This is a genomic window from Nonomuraea sp. NPDC049129, assembly GCF_040648495.1.
In the GTDB taxonomy this organism is placed as follows: domain Bacteria; phylum Actinomycetota; class Actinomycetes; order Streptosporangiales; family Streptosporangiaceae; genus Nonomuraea.
The window spans coordinates 1-20,297 of sequence record NZ_JBEZDU010000050.1; the positions used below are offsets into that span (position 1 = coordinate 1).

Genomic DNA, 20,297 nt, shown 5'->3' on the forward strand with positions numbered 1-20,297 from the left:
CTGGTGGTGGCCTATGGCCGGGATCGGCCTGCGGATCGGCCGCTGTTGCTGGGGTCGTTGAAATCCAACATCGGGCACACGGCCGCGGCTGCGGGGGTGGCGGGTGTGATCAAGATGGTGGAGGCGATGCGGCGTGGGGTGGTGCCCAAGACGTTGCATGTCGATGAGCCGTCGCCGCACGTGGACTGGTCGGGCGTACGGCTGTTGACCGAAGCCCTGCCATGGCCGGAGACCGGTCGGCCACGCCGGGCCGGGGTGTCCTCCTTCGGCGTCAGCGGCACCAACGCCCACCTCATACTCGAACAGGCTCCTCCCGCCGAGCCCGAAGAGGAGACACGATCTCCGGCGATGGTGCCCTGGCTGCTCTCGGCCCGCAGCCAGGAAGCGCTGCGTGAGCAGGCCCGCCGCCTGGCGGCCCACGCCGACGCCGACCCCCTGGACGTGGCCTGGTCCCTGGCCGCCACCCGCGACCACCTCGACCACCGCGCGGTGGTGGTGGGCGACAGCCGGGAAACCCTGCGCGCCGGGCTCGACGCGGTCGCGGCGGGCCGGACACCGCCGCGGAGTCGGCGACAGGGCAAGGTGGCGTTCCTGTTCACCGGCCAGGGCAGCCAGCGCACCGGCATGGGCGCGGAGCTGTACGCGCGATTCCCGGTGTTCGCCGCCGCCTTCGACGAGGCTTGCGCCGCCCTGGACCGGCACTTGACCAGCCCCTCCCCGGTGCGGGACGTGGTCTTCTCCGCCGGCCTCGCCGACCAGCTCGACCAGACCGCGTACACCCAGGCCGGTCTGTTCGCGCTGGAAGTGGCGCTGTTCCGGCTCGTCGAGTCGTACGGCGTACGGCCCGACTTCGTGGCGGGCCACTCGATCGGCGCGCTGACCGCGGCGCACGCCGCAGGAGCGCTCGCCCTGCCGGAAGCGGCGGCCATGGTCGCGGCGCGCGGACAGCTCATGCAGGCGCTGCCGCCGGGCGGCGCGATGGTCGCCGTCGCGGCCACCGAGCAAGAGGCCCAGGAGGCGCTGGCCGGGCTGGGCGACGAAGCCGGGCTCGCCGCGATCAACGGACCCGAGTCCGTCGTGCTCTCCGGAGAGGAGCACGCGGTGCTGAAAGTCGCGGCGATCTTCGAGTCCCAAGGGCGGAAGACCAAACGCCTGCGCGTCAGCCACGCCTTCCACTCTCACCGCATGACCGGAATGCTGGCGGAGTTTCGGTCGATCGCGGACAAGGTGGCGTTCGCCCGCCCGGCAGTCCCGTTCGTCTCCGACAGGACCGGGAAGATCGCCTCGATCGAGCAACTCGGCGACGGCGCCTACTGGGGCGGTCATATCCGCGAACCGGTCCGGTTCGCCGACGTGCTGCGCACACTGCGGGACTCGGGCGTGACCCGATTCGTGGAACTCGGGCCGGACGCCGTGCTCACCGGCCTGGTCGAAGAGGGGGTCCGGGCGCCGTTGCTGCGCCGTGGCCGCCCGGAAGCCGAGTCGTTCCTGACGGGCCTGGGCAGACTGCACAGTGACGGCGTCCCGATCGACTGGTCCTCGCTGTTCGACGGCCGTACTCCGCGCCGGGTTCCGCTGCCCACCTACCCCTTTCAACGACGGCGCTATTGGCTCGACGGCGACACCACTGCTCGCCGGATCGCCGACGACACCGTCGAGGCGGCTGATCAGACCTGGGCCGGACGCCTGGCGGGGCTGGACGGGGAAGCCCACGCCCACGAGGTGCTGAATCTGCTCACCGCGGAGGTTGCCACCGTGCTCGGGCACACCGCCACCGGCGAGATCGACCCTGGCCGGTCGTTCGCGGAGCTGGGCTTCGACTCGCTGATCGCGGTCGAACTCCGCGCCAGGCTGGCCACCGCGACAGGGCTGGACCTGTCCGGCGCGCTGACCATCGACCATCCCACGCTCCTGGAACTGGCCCAGCACCTGGCCGACGCGCTGGGCGCGCGGGAGCCTCGCGGCGACAGCTCACTCGGCTCGCTCTACCTGCGCCTGTGCGCAGCGGGGAAGATAGCACAGGCCACCACTGTCCTGGTCGCGGCAGCGGAACTGCGGCCCACGTTCGGCCTCGACGAAGCGCCGGGGCACGCCGTACCACCGGTACGGCTCGCCGAGGGGGACGGCCCCCTCGTGATCTGCTTCCCGGCGCTCACCGCGTTGTCCGGTGCCCACGAGTACGCCCGGTTCGGGCGGGCACTCCAGGGCGAGCGGACTGTGTTCGCCATGCCCGCCCCCGGCTACGGAGAGGGTTCCGCACTGCCGGACTCAGCGGAGACGTTCGTCCGGACCCAGGTGACCGCGGTCGAACAACTCGTAGGCGACCGGCCGTACGTGATCGTCGGCCGATCCCTGGGCGGATGCGTCGCCCACGCGGTCGCCACCGGCCTGGCGGAACGGGGCCGGCCCGCCGACGGCCTCGCGATGATCGACACCTATCCGATGGACACCGCGCGGCTCGCGGGCATGGAGTGGTGGATGCCCTCCATGATCAACGGGATGCTCGCCCGGGTGGACCGGCTGGCGCTCTCGCTGACGGAGACCGGCCTCACCACCATGGGCGGCTACCTGAGGACGTTCGGCGACTGGCAGCCACGGCCGCTGGATACCCCGACTCTCCTGATCCGGGCCAGCGACCCGCTGCCCGGCATGGACATTACCGGCAGGGACACCACCGGCGTGGGCTGGCGCGCGTTCTGGCGCCTGCCGCACGAGACGGTCGACGTTCCTGGCGATCACTTCTCGGTGCTCGAAGAGCACTCCGACACCACCGCACACGCGGTGCAGCAATGGATCGGCACACTCACCAGGAGGCAACCATGACCCGCCCGTTCAGGTTCGGGCTCGGCAAGCTGGAGATCCCCGACGCCGACGCCTGGTTGAAGAGCTCCCGGCAGGTCGAGGAGCAGGGCTACGACATCCTGCTGGTGCCCGACCACCTCGGCAAGACCGCACCGTTCCCGCCGCTTGTCGCCACGGCGGCGGTGACCGGGCTGCGCGTCGGCACCCTGGTGCTCAACACCGGCTTCTACCATCCGCCGCTGCTCGCCCGGGACGCCGCCACCACCGACCGGCTGACCGGGGGACGGCTGGAACTTGGGCTCGGGACCGGCTACGTGCATGAGGAGTTCCAGGCGCTCGGCCTCGACCCCGGCACACCCAAGGATCGCGTCGACCAGCTCGAACACACCGTCAACCAGCTCACCGCGATCTTCGCCGACCCGGCGGCCGAGCCGGTGCCCGTGCAGCGACCGATGCCGCTGCTGATCGCCGGCAACGGGAACCGGGTGCTGCGCCTGGCGGCCGAGCACGCGGACATCGTCGGCTTCATCGGCATGCGCTATGACCCGACCTCGCCGGGCGGGCTGCGCCTCATCTCCACCGAGGAGTTCACCGACCGCGTGGCCTACTTCGAGCAGGTGGCCGCGGCGAGCTCGGCCGAGCTGGAGCGCAACCTGCTGATCCAGGCGGTCGTGGTCACCGACGACCGGGACGCGGCCATCCGGTACATCCAGCAGACCCAGTTGCCGATCCCCCTGGAGGAGCTGGAGCGTTCGCCGCTGCTCCTCATCGGCAGCGTCGAGCAGATCATCGCTCAGGTCCACGAGATCAGGGAGCGGTACGGCATCTCCTACCTCACAGTGATGGACGCCCACCAGGAGGCGTTCGCCCCGGTCGTGCAGGCCCTCGCGGGAAAGTGATTTGATGGGAAGTTTCATCAGCGACGGTGAAATTCGCACCTTGACAGACGCTCTACAGATGCGCGTCGCCAAGCAGCCCGACGACCTCGGTTATGCTTTTCTGCCGGACGGTGAGCACATCGCGGAGACAATGACGTATGTGCAGCTAGACGAGGCGGCGCAGACGATTGCCGCTTCGGTTCCGGCACCGGAGGACGTCATCCTGCTTTATCATTCGGGGCTCGATTTCATCCGGGCTCTGTTCGGCTGCATGTACGCGGGGGTGGCTCCGGCCCCCGTCCAGGTGCCGCGCAACCGCCAAGGGTTCGAGCGGCTCCGGCGCATCGCCCGCGACGCCGCCACCACGACGGTGCTGACGACCGCGGCCGTGCGCGACGACCTTCAGGATCGCTTCGGCCCCACCGAGCTGGTCTTCGTCGCCACCGACACGCTTGCGGGCGGGGCGGTCGCCCGCTGCCCGGACCCCGGGGACACCGCTCTGCTGCAGTACACCTCGGGTTCCACCGGAGACCCCAAGGGGGTGATGGTCACCCATGCCAACTTCCTGAGCAACCTGGCCGAGACCGAGGAGTTGTGGCCCTGCGGCCTGGACGCGACGGTGGTGTCCTGGTTGCCTCTCTTCCACGACATGGGACTGCTGTTCGGCGTGCTGCTCCCCTTGTGGGCGGGTGCGCCGTGCTACCTCATGCCGCCGGAGGCCTTCATCCGCCGGCCCGCGCGCTGGCTGGAGGCGATCTCGCGGTTCGGGGGCACCCACGCCGCCGCTCCCAGCTTCGCCTACGACCTGTGCGTGCGGGCCGCCGCCGAGGGACGCACCAGCGGGGTGGGCGACCTTTCCAGCTGGCGGATCGCGGCCAATGGCGCCGAGCCGGTCCGCTGGCGGACCATCCAGGCGTTCACCGAGACGTTCGCGGCGTACGGCTTCCGACCCGAGGCCATGACCCCGGGCTACGGCCTCGCGGAGAACACTCTGAAGGCGACCGGCGGCTCGCCGGACCGGGCGCCGACAGTGCTGTGGCTGTCCGCGAAGGCACTCGGCGCCGGTCTGGCCGAGATCGCCGACCCGGCGGCACCGGGTGCGACACCCATCGTGAGCAGCGGTGTCCCTGTCCTGTCCACCAAGGTCCGTATCGTCGGTCCTGACACCCTGGCAGAGCTCCCGCCGGGCCACGTAGGGGAGATCTGGGTCAGCGGTCCCTGTGTGGCCGCGGGCTATCTAGGCCGCCCCGGTCTGAGCGAGGAGACCTTCCGCGCCCGCGTACGGGGTGAGCCGCACTTACGTACTGGGGATCTCGGCTTCCTCCACGAGGGTGAGTTGTACGTCACCGGCCGCCTGAAGGACGTCATCATCAGAAAAGGCCGTAACCACTATCCGCAGGACCTCGAACTGTCCGTCGAGTCGGTGCTGCCCGGCCTGCGCCCCAACTGCGCCGCCGCCTTCTCCGTCGACGACGGCACGCGAGAACTTCTGGTGATCGTCGTTGAAGCGGACGGGCGAGTGCTGAACACGCACGGTGCGCAGGCCTTGCGCGAGCGCGTCCATGATGTGGTGCGCGAGGACCACCGGTTGACTCCCGACGACGTACTCGTGGTACGCCGCGGCGCTCTGCCCAAGACCTCCAGTGGGAAGATCCAGCGCAGCGCTTGCCGGAAACACTACGTGGCCGGAAAATTCATACCTGTCGAAAACCAATCCCTATCAAACAAATCTGGAAAGTGTCAAACATAATTCAATTTTACATCCATTTAACGTAGTCGTGGGGCTACGAATGGTTATGAGAAGTATGAAGGGAATCGAAATCTTCTTGACTGAATGATGTGGATCTGCCTAGGGTCGATCTCGGGTTTGACGTATTCGTCAAAGAGCCTCGGGGGGTTCCTGATGATCGCGGAGCGTGACGTCCAGCTGGCCAGACTCACTCGATTGCTGGGCGAATGTCGCGAATCTCAGGGCGCCACCGCGGTCATCAGAGGCCCGCTCGCCGTCGGCAAGACCACTCTGCTACGGCTGGTCACCGAGCGCGCCGCGGCAGCAGGCGCGCTCGTGCTGGACGCGGTCGGAAGCTGCGCCGAGCGTGACCTTTCGCTCGGCGTGCTGCGCCAGCTCTTCCACGGCCTGGACGGGGCGGAACACCTGCTGTCGGAACCCGACCTGAACGACGCGTGCGATCCGACGCTCAGCCCCCGGGGGCGGCTGTCGTCCCTGGCCAACCGGCAGCTCTGGACGGCGGTGCGGGCCAGGTCGGAGCAGGTTCCGGTCGTGCTGGCGATCGACGATCTGCACTACGCGGACAAGGCTTCCCTGCACACCCTCGGCTACTTCAGCAGCCGGGTGCGCGGCGCCCGCGTGCTGATCGTCGCCACGGGTGCGGAGACGCCGGCCGCCATCGACCGGCTCCAGGGCCTGTGGCACACCGACCTGCTCCGCCAGCCCGAGTTCCATTCGATCCGGGTCGCCAAGCTCTCCGGCGGCGGCGTCGCCGAGGTGATCGCCGACAGGAAGACGCCCGGCGCTGCCGAACGCCTCGCGCACCACTGGCACCGCCTCAGCGGCGGCAATCCGTTGCTCCTGATGGCCATGCTCGAAGACGAGCAGACCACCTCCGACGCCGTCGGACCCGAGTACGGCAAAGCGGTGGTCGCCTGCCTGCGCCGAGGCGGACGCCACGTGCTCGATGTCGCCCGCGGGCTCGCGGCGCTGGGCGATCACGCCTCGCCCGCCAGGCTGAGCCGGCTGCTGGGCGTGCCGGAGAGCGCGATCCTCCAGCTGCTGGAAACGCTGGAGGCCGCCGGCCTGGTGACCGACGGGCGCTTCCCGCATCCGGCCGCCGCGCAGGCGTTACTCGCCGACTTTCCGATCGCCGAACGGGAGGAGCTGCATCGCGCGGCCGCGTCGTTGCTGCACCACGTCGGCGCTCCACCCGAGCAGGTCGCCCGCCATCTGGTGGAGACCTGGTACGCCGGCGAGGACTGGGCCTTCGACGTTCTCGCCGCCGCCGCGCGAGAGGCGCTCCGCCGGGACGAGCTGGAGTTCGCGACCAACTGCCTCGACCTGGCCGAACTCGCCTGCGCCGAAGCGGAGATCGAAGAGGAGAAGGAACGGCGGCTCACGCTGCTGGCTCTGCGCGTGTGCGTGGAGTTCCGCGACAACCCCGCCGCCATCCACCGGCTGGAACCGCTCACCTGGGCGCTGAAAGAGGGCAGGCTCCGGAACGAGCTCGCCGCGGCGATCGTCCCGGCGCTGCTCTGGCAGGGCCACCAGGACGCGATCGTGTCGGCGTTCTGGCAGCCGGAGGCCGCCGAAGCGGTCGCCCCGGCGCGGACAGCCCTGAAGGCGCGGCACAGGCCCTTCGCGCCCTTACTCACCTTGCCCGGCTGCACGACCCTGGAGGGCACGACCACCCTGGAGACGGTGTTGCATGAGGGCCCTAGCGAGGAAGCTACCCGGTCGGCGGAACGCGTACTGGAATCGTTGTCCCTGGACGATGCGACGTTCTGCTCGATCCAGTCCGCGCTGCTCGCGCTGCTCTACTCCGAACACGCCGACCTGGCAGCCCAGCGGTGCGACGAACTACTGTCCGAGGCGTCAGCCCGCCGGGCCGCAAGCTGGCAGGCACTGCTGACCGCGACCCAGGCGGAGATCTCCATCCGGTTCGGCGACATGCGGGCCGCGCAGCGCCACGCCCGTGCGGCGCTCGCGCTCGTCCCGGAACGGAGATGGGGGGAGACGATCGGGCTGCCCTGGTCCAGCCGGGTGATCGCAACGACCGCGATGAGCGGCGACGACCCCGAGGCCGAGCCGGTCACTCTGCCCGACGCGATGTACCGAAGCCGTTTCGGCGCACAGTACCTGTACGCCCGGGGCCAGCGACACCTGGCGCTGGACCACCTGCACGCGGCCTACGACGAGCTCACCGTGTGCGGGAACCTGCTGCAGGAGCGGGGTATCGACCTGCCCGCGTTCCTTCCGTGGCGATCGGACGCGGTGCGGGCGCTGCTGCGGCTGGGCCAGCAGAAGCAGGCCAGGGACCTGGCAGCTGAGCAGTTCATCCGGCCCGGGGCCGACCGTCCGCGCACCCGAGGGATCTCGCTGAGGGCGCTGGCCGCCACCGCCGAACCACCCGAGCGCCCCGAGCTGCTGGAGGAGGCGATCGACCTGCTGGAGACCGCCGGCGACCGGGCCCAGCTCGGCTACGCGCTCGCGGAACTGAGCGAGGCCCGGCACCGCCTCGGGCAGTCGGGCAAGGCGCGGATGGCGGCCCGGCGCGCCGAACACCTCGCGGCGGAGTGCTCGCTGGCACCGCTGACGCGGAGCCTGGCCGGCGGAGGACGCCCGATCCCGGCGGACCCCGCCCAGCCGAGGTACTCCGTGTTCAACAAGAGGGGGCTGAGCACCGCGGAATGCCGGGTCGCGGAACTGGCCGCCGCCGGGCGTACGAACCGGGAGATCTCCGCTGTGCTGTTCGTCACGGTCAGCACTGTGGAGCAGCATCTGACTCGGGTGTATCGCAAGCTCTGCGTCAGTGGCCGGGCGGACCTGCTGGCCTTCTCGGCGGAGGTGCGGCGCTCCGGCTGACGGGTGGCGTCACCACCATGAGGTCGAGCCGGCGGGCCTGGGTGAAGCCGAGCGACTCATAGAGCCGCAGGGCCCCGGTGTTGGTGGTGACCACGTTCAGGAACGGGAGCTCATTGCGGCGGTGGATGTCGTCCACCATCGCCAGGACCAGGCGGGTCGCCAGCCCGCGGCCACGGTGGGACACGTCGGTGCAGATCGCGCTGATCTCGGTCCAGCCGGGGACGCGCACCCGCTGTCCGGCCATCGCGATCAACCGGCCCTCGTGCCGGATGCCCAGATAGAGCCCCATAGCGATGGTGCGCTCACGGAACGGTCCGGGTCGCGTGCGCGCCACCAGGTCGAGCATGGCGGGCACGTCGTCGGGGCCAAGCGGCCCGGCTTCAGGATCGGGCCGGCCCGCTACGGCGGCCCCGACCAGCTGGACGCCGACAGCGGTGCTGGAAATGCCCCAGCCGCCCGGCGGCGGTTGCGGCACCCCGGCCAGCGGTACGGTGGCGCCGGGACCGACCAGCTTGGCGAGGTCGGCCCAGGCTCTCCCATCGGTGGTGGGCGAGAGCGAGGCGAAAGGCGCCACGTCGCTCTGATACCGGGCGGCGTTCCCGTTCCGCTCGGCGAGGTGGGCATGCGGCCCGGTCAGCGCCTCCCATACCGCGTTCAGCGGCGGGATCACGACATTCACGCGGAGGGTCCTTCCACCAACGCAAGGCCCAGGCGCTCACGCAGGGTCCCCGTTTCGTACTTCTTTCGGAAGAGCCCCCGGGCCCGCAGCTGCGGCACCAGTTCCCGGGTGATGGCGGGCACGTCGGCGGGCACCGCACCGGGGCGCAGCCGGAATCCGGCGAGCCCGGCCTGGCACCATTCCTCCATCAGGTCGGCCAGCTCGGCAGGCGTCCCGGTGAAGATCGAGGCGTCGGAGACGAACTCGGCTCCGGCCTCGGCGTCCAGCCGGGCCTTGCGCGCGGCCGCCGCGTCCGGGGTGGCGTCGAGGAAGACCACCAGCTCGCCGAGGATCGGCAGCGGGTCGTGCTTCCTGCCGGCCTCGGCGCGCAGGGTCCTGATCTCCGCCACGATCGCACGTGCGTCGGCGCCGTCTCTGGGCGTCACGTAGACGAGATCGGCCACGCGCGCCGCCAGCCGGTACGCGGTGGTCATGTGAGCGAGCACGGTCACCGGCGGGGCGATCTGCGGCGACCGCACCGTGACTGGCCGGCCCTCGGCCCGATACCAGCGGCCGGTGAAGTCGACCCGGCCGTCCCAGAACAGATTGGCGACCTCGACATGTTCGGCGGCCTGGTCGAACCGGTCGGCCATGGACGACAGGAAGCCGGGATCGGCCAGATCGGGGATGTCGTAGTCGTCCGGGCGCTGCCTGCCCACGCGCGCGGAATCCTGACGGCGTCCGGACACCCGGACGCGATACCCCGCGCGGCCGTCGCTCATCTGGTCGAGTGTGGCGATGGCCGTCGCGGTGTGGAACGGCTCGGCATGCGTGACGGTCAACGTGGGGACCACGCCGATCATCGCCGTGCGGGCCGCCGCCCAAGTGGCGAGAAGCGGCGCGTCCAGCCGGCCAGGAGCGGGCGACGAGCCGGAGGGATGGGGCGCCAGCACGTCCTCGAAGGTGAGGAAGTCGAGCAGCCCGCGCTCGGCCTCCAGCGCCAGGTTGGTCCAGTAGTCCGCGCTGGGCGGCCCGTCCCCGTGCATGGCTGCCGGGTGCCATCCCCCGGCCTCCAGGGCGAGCGCGAGATGAAGCTGCGGCCTGTCGATCATCGTTTCAGGACTCCGGAGGCTTGGGGGCCGGTGGCTGCCGGATGGTGACCAGGGCGATGAGCAGGGCGGCCGCGGCACAGACGACTGCCGCCACAACCGCCGTACTGAGGCCATCGGCCTGCGCACTGGTGACCGGTCCCGCGGGGTGGTCGCGGAGCACGCTGCTGTAGATCGTCGCGAGGACGGCCACGCCGACCGACAGGCCCATCTGCTGCAACGACTGCAGCAGGCCGGACGCGGACCCCGTGTCGCGCGGCTCCAGTCCCGCCATGACCGTCACGTTGAGTGGTACGAAGGCGAGCCCGAGTCCCGCGCCCAGCAGCAGGATCGGCCCGAACAGCCCGGCGAAATAGCCGGTCTCCCCGCTCACCTGGGTCAGCCAGGCGCTGTCGATCACCATCAGCGCGGCTCCGGTCAGCAGGACGGGCCGGGGACCGTAGCGCATGATCAGTTTGGGCGCGTTGCGCGCGGTCAGGAACTGCGCGACCGCCATCGGCAGGAACGCCAGCCCGGCTACGAGGGGCCCGAAGCCGAGTGCGTCCTGCACAAAGAGCGACAGCAGGAAATACGAACCGCCCATCGAGGCGAGCAGCAGCAGGAACGCGCCGTACGCGCCGGCTCGCGGGCGCACCGCGAGCAGTCGCAGCGGCAAGATCGGTTGCTTGACCCGGGCCTCGATCGCGACGAACCCGCCGAGCAGCACCACCCCGGCCACCAGGGAAGACAGCGTGACCGGGTCGCCCCAGCCAGCGGGTGACGCGTGGATGAACCCGTACACCAGGGCGGTCATCCCGAGCGTGGAGGCGAGCGCGCCGAACACGTCCAGCCTGGCCGGATGCCGCGGAGTCTCGCTCAGGTACGGCCGGGCCAGCAGGACGGCGCCGATCCCGATCGGGATGTTGACGAAGAAGACCAGCCGCCAGGACACGGTGGTGAGCAGCCCGCCGAGAATGAGCCCGAGCGTGATGCCCAACCCCGCGACGGTGGAGAAGACGGCCAGCGCCCGGTTGCGTTCCGGCCCCTCGGCGAATGTGACCACCAGCAGGGACAGCGCGGCGGGCGCGGCGAGCGCGAAGCCGACCCCCTGGGCCGCGCGGGCGGCGATGAGCAGGCCGGGATGGAAGGCGATCCCGCCGAGCAGGGAAGCCAGCACGACCACGGTCAGGCCGGCGACGAACATCCGCCGGCGGCCGAGGATGTCGCTCAGCTTGCCGCCCAGCAGCAGCAGACCGCCGAAGGCCAGCGAGTAGGCGCTGAACACCCAGGCCAGCCCGGAGGGAGAGAAGCCCAGGTCCTTCTGGATCCGGGGCAGGGCGATGTTCACGATGTTGCCGTCGAGCGCCACCATGAGCTGACAGGTCACAATGACACCGAGGGCGATGGACGCCCGGCGGGCGGCGCGCCGCGCTACCGGGTCGGCGATCGCCTGGTCGTGGCTGGTCATGAGGTTCCTTCGGATCGGACGACTCCACGCCTGTAGACTCGCTCAGTGTAGGGATCGGCCCTCGTTTGGGTCAACACTCATAGAGTGAGGTGTCATGACGTCGACCCAACGCCACGAACTCACCAGGGATGAACGCCGAGTCCGTTCGCGGCAGGCCATCCTGGACGCCGCGAGGGAACTGTTCGCCGAGCACGGCTACGAGCAGACCACGATCCGCGCCGTCGCTGCGCAGGCAGGCATCGACCCGGGCCTGGTCATGCAGCACTTCGGCACCAAGGAGGCGCTCTTCGACGAGGTCGCGCACCTGCGCATCGGGATCGCCGCCGCCCTGCCGGGGCCGCCGGAGCGGCTCGGCGAACGCGTGCTGCGGCACGTGCTCGACGACATCGAGCACAGGCCGGACACCAGCCTGCCCGTGCTGCGCTCGATGCTCACCCACCCGCAGGCCGCCGAGACCGTGCGCTGCGCGGTCGCCGATCCCGACGAGAACCCGCTCGCCGACGTGCTGACAGGGCAGGACGCCCGGCTGCGCGCGGCTCTGGCGGGCACGCTCGTGCTGGGGCTGCTCGTCGGTCGATATCTGCTGAGAATTCCTGAGATCAACCGTGCCCCGGTCACTCACCTGGTACGGCTTCTCGGCCCCTGCCTGCAGCCACTCCTGACTGACGCCCCCCTCGGTGTTCTCCCGATCGCGGCCTCCCACGCCGCGACGAGATCCGCCGCGAACGGCCGACCGGAGCGAGAGCGTACGGCGGGACCGGAGCGGTCCGCCGACCACCTGGCCAGGCTGGCCGAGGCCGAGCACGCCCGCGTCGCAGCAGTCGAGGAGGTCGACCGGTGCGCTCGCGACGCTCTGGCGGCCGGCGCCTCATACGGCGAGGTCGGACGCATGCTCGGCATCAGCCGCCAGGCCGCACGCCAACGCTGGGCCACGTCGTCCTCGACAATCTAAGTTGTCGACCTCTTCACGTGGTCGGCCCGAACGAACATCGACAATCGCAATTGTCGAGGAGGCGGATCTTGCTGAACGCGGCCTGTGCCGCTCGAAAAGTCGAGCCTGGGGTGTGAGCTGAGGGTTTATCGGCGGCTGTCCCGCTCGATAACCCGGTTTCGTGCTGTGAGCTGGTGTTTTGCTGCGGGATAGGGGCGATTGCTGCGACCATCTTGGGGTGTTGTCGCTGGCTTACCGGTTGGTGAGGGGAGCCCCCGTCATGCGGTGTCGGTGGCCTGATGTGTGCCTAGCGAGGTGAGCCCGCCGCCGTCAACGGGAAATCCTCGACCACCTGCCAGACCGTGCCGTCGTACGCCACCAGTTGGACCGCCCCCACCCGCGCTGTGACCGGCAGCCCTCGCTCGATCGCCGTCCCCGCCTCGTCGAGGGCGGTGCCGTCGCTCTCGTACCCGATCGAAAGGTGTGGCATTACCGTTTCGTACTTGCCTCCGTAGGGCCGGGCCTCAGGCCAGCGCCCGGTCACCGCGTGTGTGAGCCGGACGAACGGCTCACCGGGCACCGGCTCCAGATACAGCAACCCGGGTAGCCGCGCACAGCTCGCGAACACCACGTCGAAGGCCGCGTACCCGGCGAAGAGCTCAGCCAGCGCCGCCCGGTCGACGGCGTCGAGCGGCAGGAATGGATACATCACCGTCACGTGCGCCGGTACCCCGTACGCCGCCGACGGGTCGAGCGCGGTCCGCCAGCGGCCCACGACCGGCTCGGCCTCCGGCACCGGCACCACCAGCGCCGTGAGTCCGGCCGGGTAGCGGCCGGTCATATGAGCTTGGCGAAGCGGGTGGCCACCTCGCGCCAGATCGGCGTCGACACCGGCTCGTCGGCCACCGCCCGCGCATAGACCTCGTCCGGGTCGAAGCCGTCGACCCGCCACTCGCGGATACGCGCCGGCAGCACCTCGGGATGGAACTGCACCCCCCATGCCTGCTCCCCGACCCGGAACGCCTGGTACGGGCAGGCCGTGGTCTGCGCCAGCCAGACCGCGCCCGGCGGCAGGGTGGTGATCGCGTCGACGTGGTGCTCGATGGCGGGCACCACCTCGGGCAAGCTGTGGAAGAGCGCGTCGTCGGCGGCTTCGCGCCGCAGCGTCACGGGGAGGCTGCCGTTCTCCGGAGCGCCCGCGTCGGGGGTCACCTCGCCGCCCGCGACCTCGGCCAGCATCTGACCGCCCAGGCAGATGCCGAACATCGGCACGCCCTCCTCCAGCGTCTGCGCCATCAGGCTCCTGGCCGTGGCCAGCCACGGCGCACGGTCGTCGTCGCTCGGCAGGAAGCCGCCGCCCAGCATGATCATGGCGTCGTGCGACAGCCTGGCAGGGAGTGGGGCGCCGTCGTAGGCGGGTACGACGTCCAGCCGCAGCCCGGCCTCCTCCAGCCAGCCGCCGAGGCGGCCGGGGCCGCCGCTCCTGCTGTTCTGCACGATCAGCACGTCACGCATCGACACCCTCCAGCGTCGCCATCTCGGTCGTCCGGTACGTCACGTGTCGACGCCCTCCGGCCTTGCCATTCCGGTCGTCCGGTACGTCATGCGTCGACGCCCACCGGCACTGCCATCTCGGTCATTCAGCATTTACCGGGCGGCCAGTCCGGCTCGCCCTGCGCCGACGCCTTCCTGCACGTCACGCGTCGATTTCGCTCGTCCACGTGCTCACATCAGGCCCGCCGACTGCGCGGTGTGCCGCAGCAGGAGTGCGGTCGTCACCGGGCCCACGCCGCCCGGGACCGGAGTCAGCGCCCCGGCCCGGTCCGCGACCGCGGCGGAGTCCACGTCGCCGGCCAGGCCGCCGTCCTCGGTCGGGTTGGTGCCCACGTCGATGACGATCGCGCCGGGCGCCACGTGCTCCGCACCGATCAGCCCGGCCCGGCCCACGGCCGCGACCAGCACCTCGGCCGTGGACGTGACGGCCGGCAGGTCGCGGGTGCGCGAGTGGCAGACGGTCACCGTCGCGTTCCGGTCGAGCAGCAGGTGTGCCAGGGGCTTGCCGACCACGGTCGAACGGCCGACGACCACGGCCCGGCGGCCCGCCAGCTCGACTCCGTAGTGGTCGAGGAGGGCCAGCACGGCGGCCGCCGTGGCCGGGGCGAACGCGGGCAGCCCGGCGGCCAGCCGGCCCAGGGACAGCGGGTTGGCGCCGTCCACGTCCTTGGCCGGGTCGATGGCGGCGGCCAGCTCCTGCGCCGACGCGCCCTGGGGGAGCGGGGTCTGCAGTATGACGCCGTGCACATCGGGGTCGGCGCTGAGCCGTTCGAGCGTCTCGCGGATGCCGGTGGCCGTGGCTTCGGGGCCGAGGTCGGCGAGGTCGAAGGCGATGCCCACGCCTGCGGCGGCCTTGGCGATCGAGCGTACGTACCAGAGGCTCGCCTCGTCGGCGGTCGCGACGACGACGGCCAGCTTCGGCTGCGGCCCGGCGGCCACCCGGGCCGCCGTCTCCGCCCTGATGGCGGCGGCCAGTTCCTTACCCGTGAGCGTCTTCACCCATAGATCCTCTCGCACGGCCCGCCGACCACATGACCATCCCCCCGCCACAGCGCGCCAGAACGGCCTGGGCCGGACGGGGTGCGCCCCCCCAAGGGGATGCGATGTGCGGCAGGGAGCCGGGTAGCGTCACGTGGCGGTGAGGCCCTCGCGGACCCTGGCCGTCACCCACTCCGCTCTGGCGACCGTCGCGTCCACGTCGGCCAGCCGGGCCCGGAGCCTATGGAGGGCCTTCTCGTCCTTGATGCCGCCCAGGTTGACCTCGACGTTCACCCGCGCGGTCGTGAGCGCGGCGCGTGCCGCCTCGGCCGCCGCGGCCACGTCCGTGACCACGTTGGGGTTGCCGATCGGCAGCAGCTGTTCGCAGAGGTCGACCAGTCGCGTGGCCGTCTCGACGACCCGGGCGGGCGGCTCGGCCGCGCCGACGAGGGCCGCGGCGATGGCCGCGCTGCGCTCGGGGCCCTTCGGCAGCCGGTAGGCGTCCGTCACTGCGGTGAAGGCCGCCGCGTCCTCCTCCAGCAGGCGCAGCGCCCGCGCGCGCATCGTGTCGGTCTCGGCGATCAGCGCGACGATGGTCTCGGCGTGGTCGGTGTACTTCTCCCCGGTGGTGTAGCGGGCGACCATGCCGAGCAGCGCGGCGGCCTGTGCCGCGTGCAGGGCCGCCGTGGCGCCCCCTCCCGGCGCGGGCACGTGTGCGGCGAGCTGGGCGAGGAAGTCGATGATCCTGGAGTCGCGCATGGCGGCATTCTGCCAGGCCACGACCCCGTACCGCTCACTCGCGGTGGATCGGCCGCGTCGCGTCCTCCGGTCCCCGGTACGGCGGGATCACGCCGTAGGTGGGCCCGGCCGGAAGGGGCTGCGGCGTCGACCGCCAGCGCGACGGGAAGGCCGAGCCCACCAGCAGCAGTACGCCGATCATCAGCAGCATCCCGGAGTAGGCCAGGGTCAGGAACCCGCTCCAGATGGCCTCGGGGAAGATCCGCTCGGGCATCAGATGGAGGCCGCTGACGTCCAGAATCGGCAGGAGCCCGAACGCGGTGAACTCCAGCCCGCCCACCAGCGAGGCGACGGGCGACAGCCGCGAGGCGAGCAGCGGCGCGAGCAGGATTCCCGAGACGACGACCGCGCCGATCCCGGCCCAGGAGATGACGAACTGCTGGAAGCTGCGGCTGAACTCACCGACGCCGTAGAAGAGTCCGACGGCGATCAGCGGAGGGAGGAGCAGTCCCGCGACCAGCCCGAGCGCATGACGGGCACCATTTGACATGATCAACCCCGTTTGTCGGTTTGCGCCACAACCTACCGCGTGGACTCCCTGACGACGAGATCCGGTTGGAACATGATCTGCTGGTGCGCGTGCGTCCCCGGGTTGTCGCACTCGTCGAGCAGCAGCTCGGTGGCCACCCGGCCGAGCTGGTACGTGGGCTGCCGGACCGAGGTCAGCGACACCGTGGAGGCCGAGGCGAAGTCGATGTCGTCGTAGCCGATCAGCGACACGTCCTGAGGCACCCGTACGCCCGCCTGGAGCAGGCCGCGCAGCATGCCGAGCGCGAGCAGGTCGTTGGCGCAGAACAGCGCGTCCGGAAGCGTCCCCTCGGCGAGCAGGGTCTCGGCCGCCTGCTGGCCCGCCTTCGCCGTCATCGCGGGCATCGAGACCTCCAGCAGCTCGCGCGGCTCGCGGCCGGCCGCCGCCATCGCCTGCTCGGCGCCGCGCTTGCGGTCCTGGCACTGGCGGATCACGGGGGGCCCGGTGACGTAGCCGAGGCTGCCCGCGCCGCCCTCCAGCAGGTGGGCGACGGCCATCGAGCCGCCGGTCACGTCGTTCACGGCGACCGCGCACTGGTCGGAGCGCTCGGCCGGATGGTCGACGAGCACCACGCAGATGCCGCGTCCCCGCAGCTGATCGAGCCGGCCGGGGTCCTCGTCCGACGGTGTGATGAGCACCCCGCGCACCCGCTGCTCGGCGAACACCAGCAGGTTGCGCTCCTCCTTCATCCGGCTGCCCGAGGAGTTGCCGAGGATGACGGCGTAGCCGCGCTCGCTCGCCACGTCCTCCACCCCGGCGGCCACGTCGGTGAAGAACGGGTTGCCGATGTCGATCACGGACAGGCCGACCGTGCGGCTGTGGCCGGCCCGCAGTGTCGAGGCGGAGCCGTGCCTGACGAAGCCGAGCTCTCTGATGGTCGACTCGACCCGGATCCGGGTGGAGTCGGCCACTTTCTCCGGACGGTTGAGCACGTTGGACACCGTGCCGGGCGACACGCCCGCCCGGGCCGCGACGTCCTTGATGCTCACCGTGGTCACGACCCCTCCTCCATCCGTCTCATGAGATGACCTCGGCAGGCTCGGTCATGGGTGCCCCCGTGGCTCGTAGGTGCGCAGGCTCTCACTTCGTCGTACCAGAGCCCGCATGTCGGCCAGGTCGCCGACCAGGTCGCGCGCCCGCGCCTGGACCAGCGCGTTCCCCAGGGCGGCCGCCTCGACGGGCCCCGCGACGACCGGCAGGCCGGTGGCGTCGGCGGTGAGCTGGCACAGCAACGCGTTGCGCGATCCGCCGCCCACCAGGTGGACGACCTCGACCGGCCGCCCGCTCAACCGGACGGCGTCGGCGACGGCCCGCTGGTAGGCGAGGGCGAGGCTCTGCAGGATGCATCGTACGGCCTGCGCCCGATCCTCCGGCGCCGCCTGCCCGGTACGCGCGCAGTAGTCCGCGATCCGGGCGGGCATGTCGCCCGGTGGCAGGAACGACGGATCGTCCGGATCGATGACCGCCTTGGTCCTGGCCTCGGCGGCGGCGGCGAGCAACGGCTCCAGCGCGGGGTCGCCCCACACGCGCAGGCACTCCTGCAGGATCCACAGGCCCATGACGTTGCGCAGGTAGCGGGTGGTGCCGTCGATGCCGGCCTCGTTGGTGAAGTTGGCCAGGCGGCTCTCCTCCGTGAGCACCGGGCCGGGCAGCTCCACGCCGACCAGGGACCAGGTGCCGCAGGAGATGTAGGCGAAGCGGTCACCGGTGGCGGGCACGCCGACCACGGCCGAGGCGGTGTCGTGCGAGCCCACCCGGGCCAGGGAGGTGGTGTAGCCGATCTCGGCGGCCACGTCGGGCCGCAGCTCCGCGACACCGCCATCCGAAATTTCGGGAAATATCCGGCTGGGGAGGCCGAGGCGGTCGATCAGGTCCCAGGCCCAGTCCCGCTTGGTGACGTCGTACAGGCCGGTCGTCGAGGCGTTGGTGCGCTCGGCGCCGCGTTCGCCGGTCAGCCAGTAGCCCAGGAGGTCGGGGATCAGCAGCATCGTCTCGGCCCGGTCCAGCCGGTCGCAGGCGAGCTGGTTGATCGTGTTGAACCGGAGGAACTGCAGCCCGGTCACCTCGTACGGGTCGACCCGCTCGGTCACCTTCTCGGTGCGCCCGTCGCGGTAGTGCACCGGGTTGCCGATCAGAGCTCCGTCACGGTCGAGCAGGCCGTAGTCGATGGCCCACGCGTCGATGCCGACCGACTCGGCGGGGCCGGCCCTGCGCAGCCCGTCGAGCACCCCCTGGTAGAGGGAGAGGATGTCCCAGTGCAGCGTCCCGGCCACGCGTACGGGCCGGTTGACGAAACGGTGTTCCTCTACGAGCCGCACGCTGTCGGCCGAGACGTCGGCACTCATGACCCGCCCGCTGGAGGCGCCAAGGTCCACTGCAGTGAATCGCACCCCCCGATTAAAACGTAACAATCACAAAGACGCCAGAAGACGAGTGAAGGCATTGACGCCTGCTGGTCCAGCGCTTAGATTCCGGGTTCGTCGCGATTAAAACGTTTGTTGTCCGGAGGATGCATGAGTGGTGCCCCCACCCTCGCGCTCGCGAACGTCAGCAAGTCGTTCGGAGCCGTCAGAGCGCTGCGCGACGTCACACTCGAACTGTTCGCCGGCGAAGCGCACGCGCTCGCGGGCGAGAACGGCGCGGGCAAGTCCACCCTGGTCAAGACGCTCGCCGGCGTCCACCGGCCCGACACCGGCCAGGTCCTGCTCAACGGCGAGCCGGTCGTCTTCGCCGGACCGGCCGACGCCCAGCAGGCCGGCGTGGCGGTCATCTACCAGGAGCCCACGCTCTTCCCCGACCTGTCCGTGGCCGAGAACATCTTCATGGGCCGCCAGCCCCGCCGCACCCTGGGCCGCATCGACCGCAAGGAGATGCACGGCCAGGCACGGCGGCTGTTCGAACGGCTGGGCGTCGCGCTCGACCCCGAGCAGCCCTCGCGCGGCCTGTCCATCGCCGACCAGCAGCTCGTCGAGATCGCCAAGGCCCTGTCCCGCGAGGCTCGCGTCCTGGTGATGGACGAGCCGACGGCCGCGCTGTCCGGCAATGAGGTGGCGCGGCTGTTCTCGGTGGTCGAGGCGTTGCGCGAGCACGGCTGCGCGATCCTGTTCATCTCGCACCGGCTGGACGAGATCTTCTCGCTCTGCCAGCGGGTCACGACGCTGCGCGACGGCGCGTGGATCGCCAGCGAGCCGGTCGCCGGACTCACCCACGACGACCTGGTACGGCGCATGGTGGGCCGCGAACTCGGCACGCTCTACCCCAAGGAGGAGGCCGCCCTCGGCGAGGTCGCCCTCCAGGTGGACCGGCTGACCCGCGAAGGCGTCTTCACCGACGTCTCCTTCCAGGTACGGCGGGGCGAGATCGTCGCGCTCGCCGGACTCGTGGGCGCCGGGCGCAGCGAGGTGGCCAGGGCGGTGTTCGGGGTGGACCGCTGGGACGCGGGCTCCGTCTCGGTGGACGGCCGGCCGTTGCCCACCGGGAGCCCCACCGCGGCGATGGGCGCGGGCCTGGCCCTGGTGCCGGAGGACCGCCGCCAGCAGGGGCTGGTCATGGAGCTGTCGATCGAGCGCAACATCGGCCTGACCGGGCTGGGCTCGCTGCGCAGGGGACTGACGATCTCCCGTACGGCCGAGCGCGACCGGGCCAAGGACTGGGCGGTGCGGCTGCGGCTGAAGTTCGCCCGGCTGAGCGACGGGGTGGGCGTGCTGTCCGGGGGCAACCAGCAGAAGGTCGTGCTGGCCAAGTGGCTGGCCACGAAGCCGTCCGTGCTGATCGTGGACGAGCCGACCCGCGGCATCGACGTCGGCACCAAGGCGGAGGTGCACCGGCTGCTGTCGGAGCTGGCCGGGCAGGGCATCGCGGTGCTCATGATCTCCTCCGACCTGCCGGAGGTACTGGGCATGGCCGACCGCGTGCTGGTCATGCACGAGGGACGGCTGACCGCCGAGCTCTCGCGCGCCGACGCGACCGAGGAGAGCGTGATGAACGCCGCCACCGGGAGGGCCGCATGACGGCCA

Annotated in this window: 16 protein-coding genes; 6 read left to right on the forward strand and 10 right to left on the reverse strand. The window is 70.9% G+C overall.

The annotated features are described in order from the left end of the window. The 4 genes from AB0B64_RS59240 to AB0B64_RS59255 form a co-directional block, all read left to right on the forward strand. Positions 1-2,823: alpha/beta fold hydrolase (locus AB0B64_RS59240; RefSeq protein ID WP_358205790.1), on the forward strand; the 2,823-nt coding region annotated here is incomplete at its 5' end. After that, positions 2,820-3,701, forward strand: a complete 882-nt coding sequence (locus AB0B64_RS59245; protein WP_357955850.1) for a TIGR03621 family F420-dependent LLM class oxidoreductase — start codon at positions 2,820-2,822, stop codon at positions 3,699-3,701. The genes AB0B64_RS59240 and AB0B64_RS59245, both read left to right, overlap by 4 nt. 58 nt (positions 3,702-3,759) lie before the next feature. Further along, entirely contained in the window at positions 3,760-5,430 is a 1,671-nt protein-coding gene (locus AB0B64_RS59250) for a fatty acyl-AMP ligase (RefSeq protein WP_357955848.1), read from the forward strand. Between the two features lie 153 nt (positions 5,431-5,583). After that, positions 5,584-8,277, forward strand: coding sequence for an AAA family ATPase (locus AB0B64_RS59255; protein WP_358205800.1), 2,694 nt, complete (start codon positions 5,584-5,586; stop codon positions 8,275-8,277). Here the strand turns inward: AB0B64_RS59255 and AB0B64_RS59260 are convergent. From AB0B64_RS59260 to AB0B64_RS59270, 3 genes are read right to left on the reverse strand one after another with little or no spacing between them, the layout of a single operon-like run. After that, positions 8,222-8,956 carry a GNAT family N-acetyltransferase gene (locus tag AB0B64_RS59260; protein ID WP_357955844.1) on the reverse strand — a complete coding sequence of 245 codons (735 nt, stop codon included), beginning with the start codon at positions 8,954-8,956 and terminating at the stop codon, positions 8,222-8,224. The two genes, AB0B64_RS59255 and AB0B64_RS59260, sit on opposite strands and share 56 nt — an antisense overlap. Next, positions 8,953-10,047, reverse strand: a complete 1,095-nt coding sequence (locus AB0B64_RS59265) for an LLM class flavin-dependent oxidoreductase (protein WP_357955841.1) — start codon at positions 10,045-10,047, stop codon at positions 8,953-8,955. The genes AB0B64_RS59260 and AB0B64_RS59265 overlap by 4 nt, the downstream gene beginning before the upstream one ends. A 4-nt stretch (positions 10,048-10,051) precedes the next feature. Further along, complete coding sequence (locus tag AB0B64_RS59270) at positions 10,052-11,491, reverse strand: MFS transporter (protein ID WP_357955839.1); 1,440 nt, start codon at positions 11,489-11,491, stop codon at positions 10,052-10,054. A gap of 94 nt (positions 11,492-11,585) precedes the next feature. Here AB0B64_RS59270 and AB0B64_RS59275 point away from each other — a divergent pair, with 94 nt between their 5' ends. Beyond that, positions 11,586-12,443, forward strand: coding sequence for a TetR family transcriptional regulator (locus AB0B64_RS59275; protein WP_357955836.1), 858 nt, complete (start codon positions 11,586-11,588; stop codon positions 12,441-12,443). 286 nt (positions 12,444-12,729) lie between these two features. On the opposite strand, the gene AB0B64_RS59280 is transcribed toward AB0B64_RS59275, so the two are convergent. From AB0B64_RS59280 to AB0B64_RS59310, 7 genes are all read right to left on the reverse strand, one after another. Further along, positions 12,730-13,263, reverse strand: coding sequence for a 2'-5' RNA ligase family protein (locus AB0B64_RS59280; protein ID WP_357955833.1), 534 nt, complete (start codon positions 13,261-13,263; stop codon positions 12,730-12,732). Beyond that, on the reverse strand, positions 13,260-13,937 hold the full coding sequence (locus AB0B64_RS59285) for a type 1 glutamine amidotransferase (protein WP_358205817.1): 678 nt from the start codon (positions 13,935-13,937) through the stop codon (positions 13,260-13,262). Before AB0B64_RS59285 ends, AB0B64_RS59280 begins: the two co-directional genes overlap by 4 nt. Before the next feature lie 210 nt (positions 13,938-14,147). Next, a complete protein-coding gene (locus AB0B64_RS59290; protein ID WP_358205824.1) occupies positions 14,148-14,975 on the reverse strand; it encodes a bifunctional 5,10-methylenetetrahydrofolate dehydrogenase/5,10-methenyltetrahydrofolate cyclohydrolase in 828 nt (275 codons plus the stop codon). Between the two features lie 129 nt (positions 14,976-15,104). Next, positions 15,105-15,713 (reverse strand): cyclodeaminase/cyclohydrolase family protein, encoded by a 609-nt coding sequence (locus AB0B64_RS59295; RefSeq protein WP_357955827.1) that lies wholly within the window; start codon positions 15,711-15,713, stop codon positions 15,105-15,107. A gap of 34 nt (positions 15,714-15,747) precedes the next feature. Next, positions 15,748-16,242, reverse strand: a complete 495-nt coding sequence (locus AB0B64_RS59300) for a hypothetical protein (RefSeq protein ID WP_357955824.1) — start codon at positions 16,240-16,242, stop codon at positions 15,748-15,750. A gap of 32 nt (positions 16,243-16,274) precedes the next feature. Beyond that, on the reverse strand, positions 16,275-17,279 hold the full coding sequence (locus AB0B64_RS59305) for a LacI family DNA-binding transcriptional regulator (protein WP_357955821.1): 1,005 nt from the start codon (positions 17,277-17,279) through the stop codon (positions 16,275-16,277). Between the two features lie 45 nt (positions 17,280-17,324). Then, entirely contained in the window at positions 17,325-18,671 is a 1,347-nt protein-coding gene (locus tag AB0B64_RS59310) for a rhamnulokinase family protein (protein ID WP_357955818.1), read from the reverse strand. Between the two features lie 123 nt (positions 18,672-18,794). On the opposite strand from AB0B64_RS59310, the gene AB0B64_RS59315 reads away from it, so the two are divergent. Then, on the forward strand, positions 18,795-20,291 hold the full coding sequence (locus AB0B64_RS59315; RefSeq protein WP_357955816.1) for a sugar ABC transporter ATP-binding protein: 1,497 nt from the start codon (positions 18,795-18,797) through the stop codon (positions 20,289-20,291). Positions 20,292-20,297: the final 6 nt, after the last annotated feature.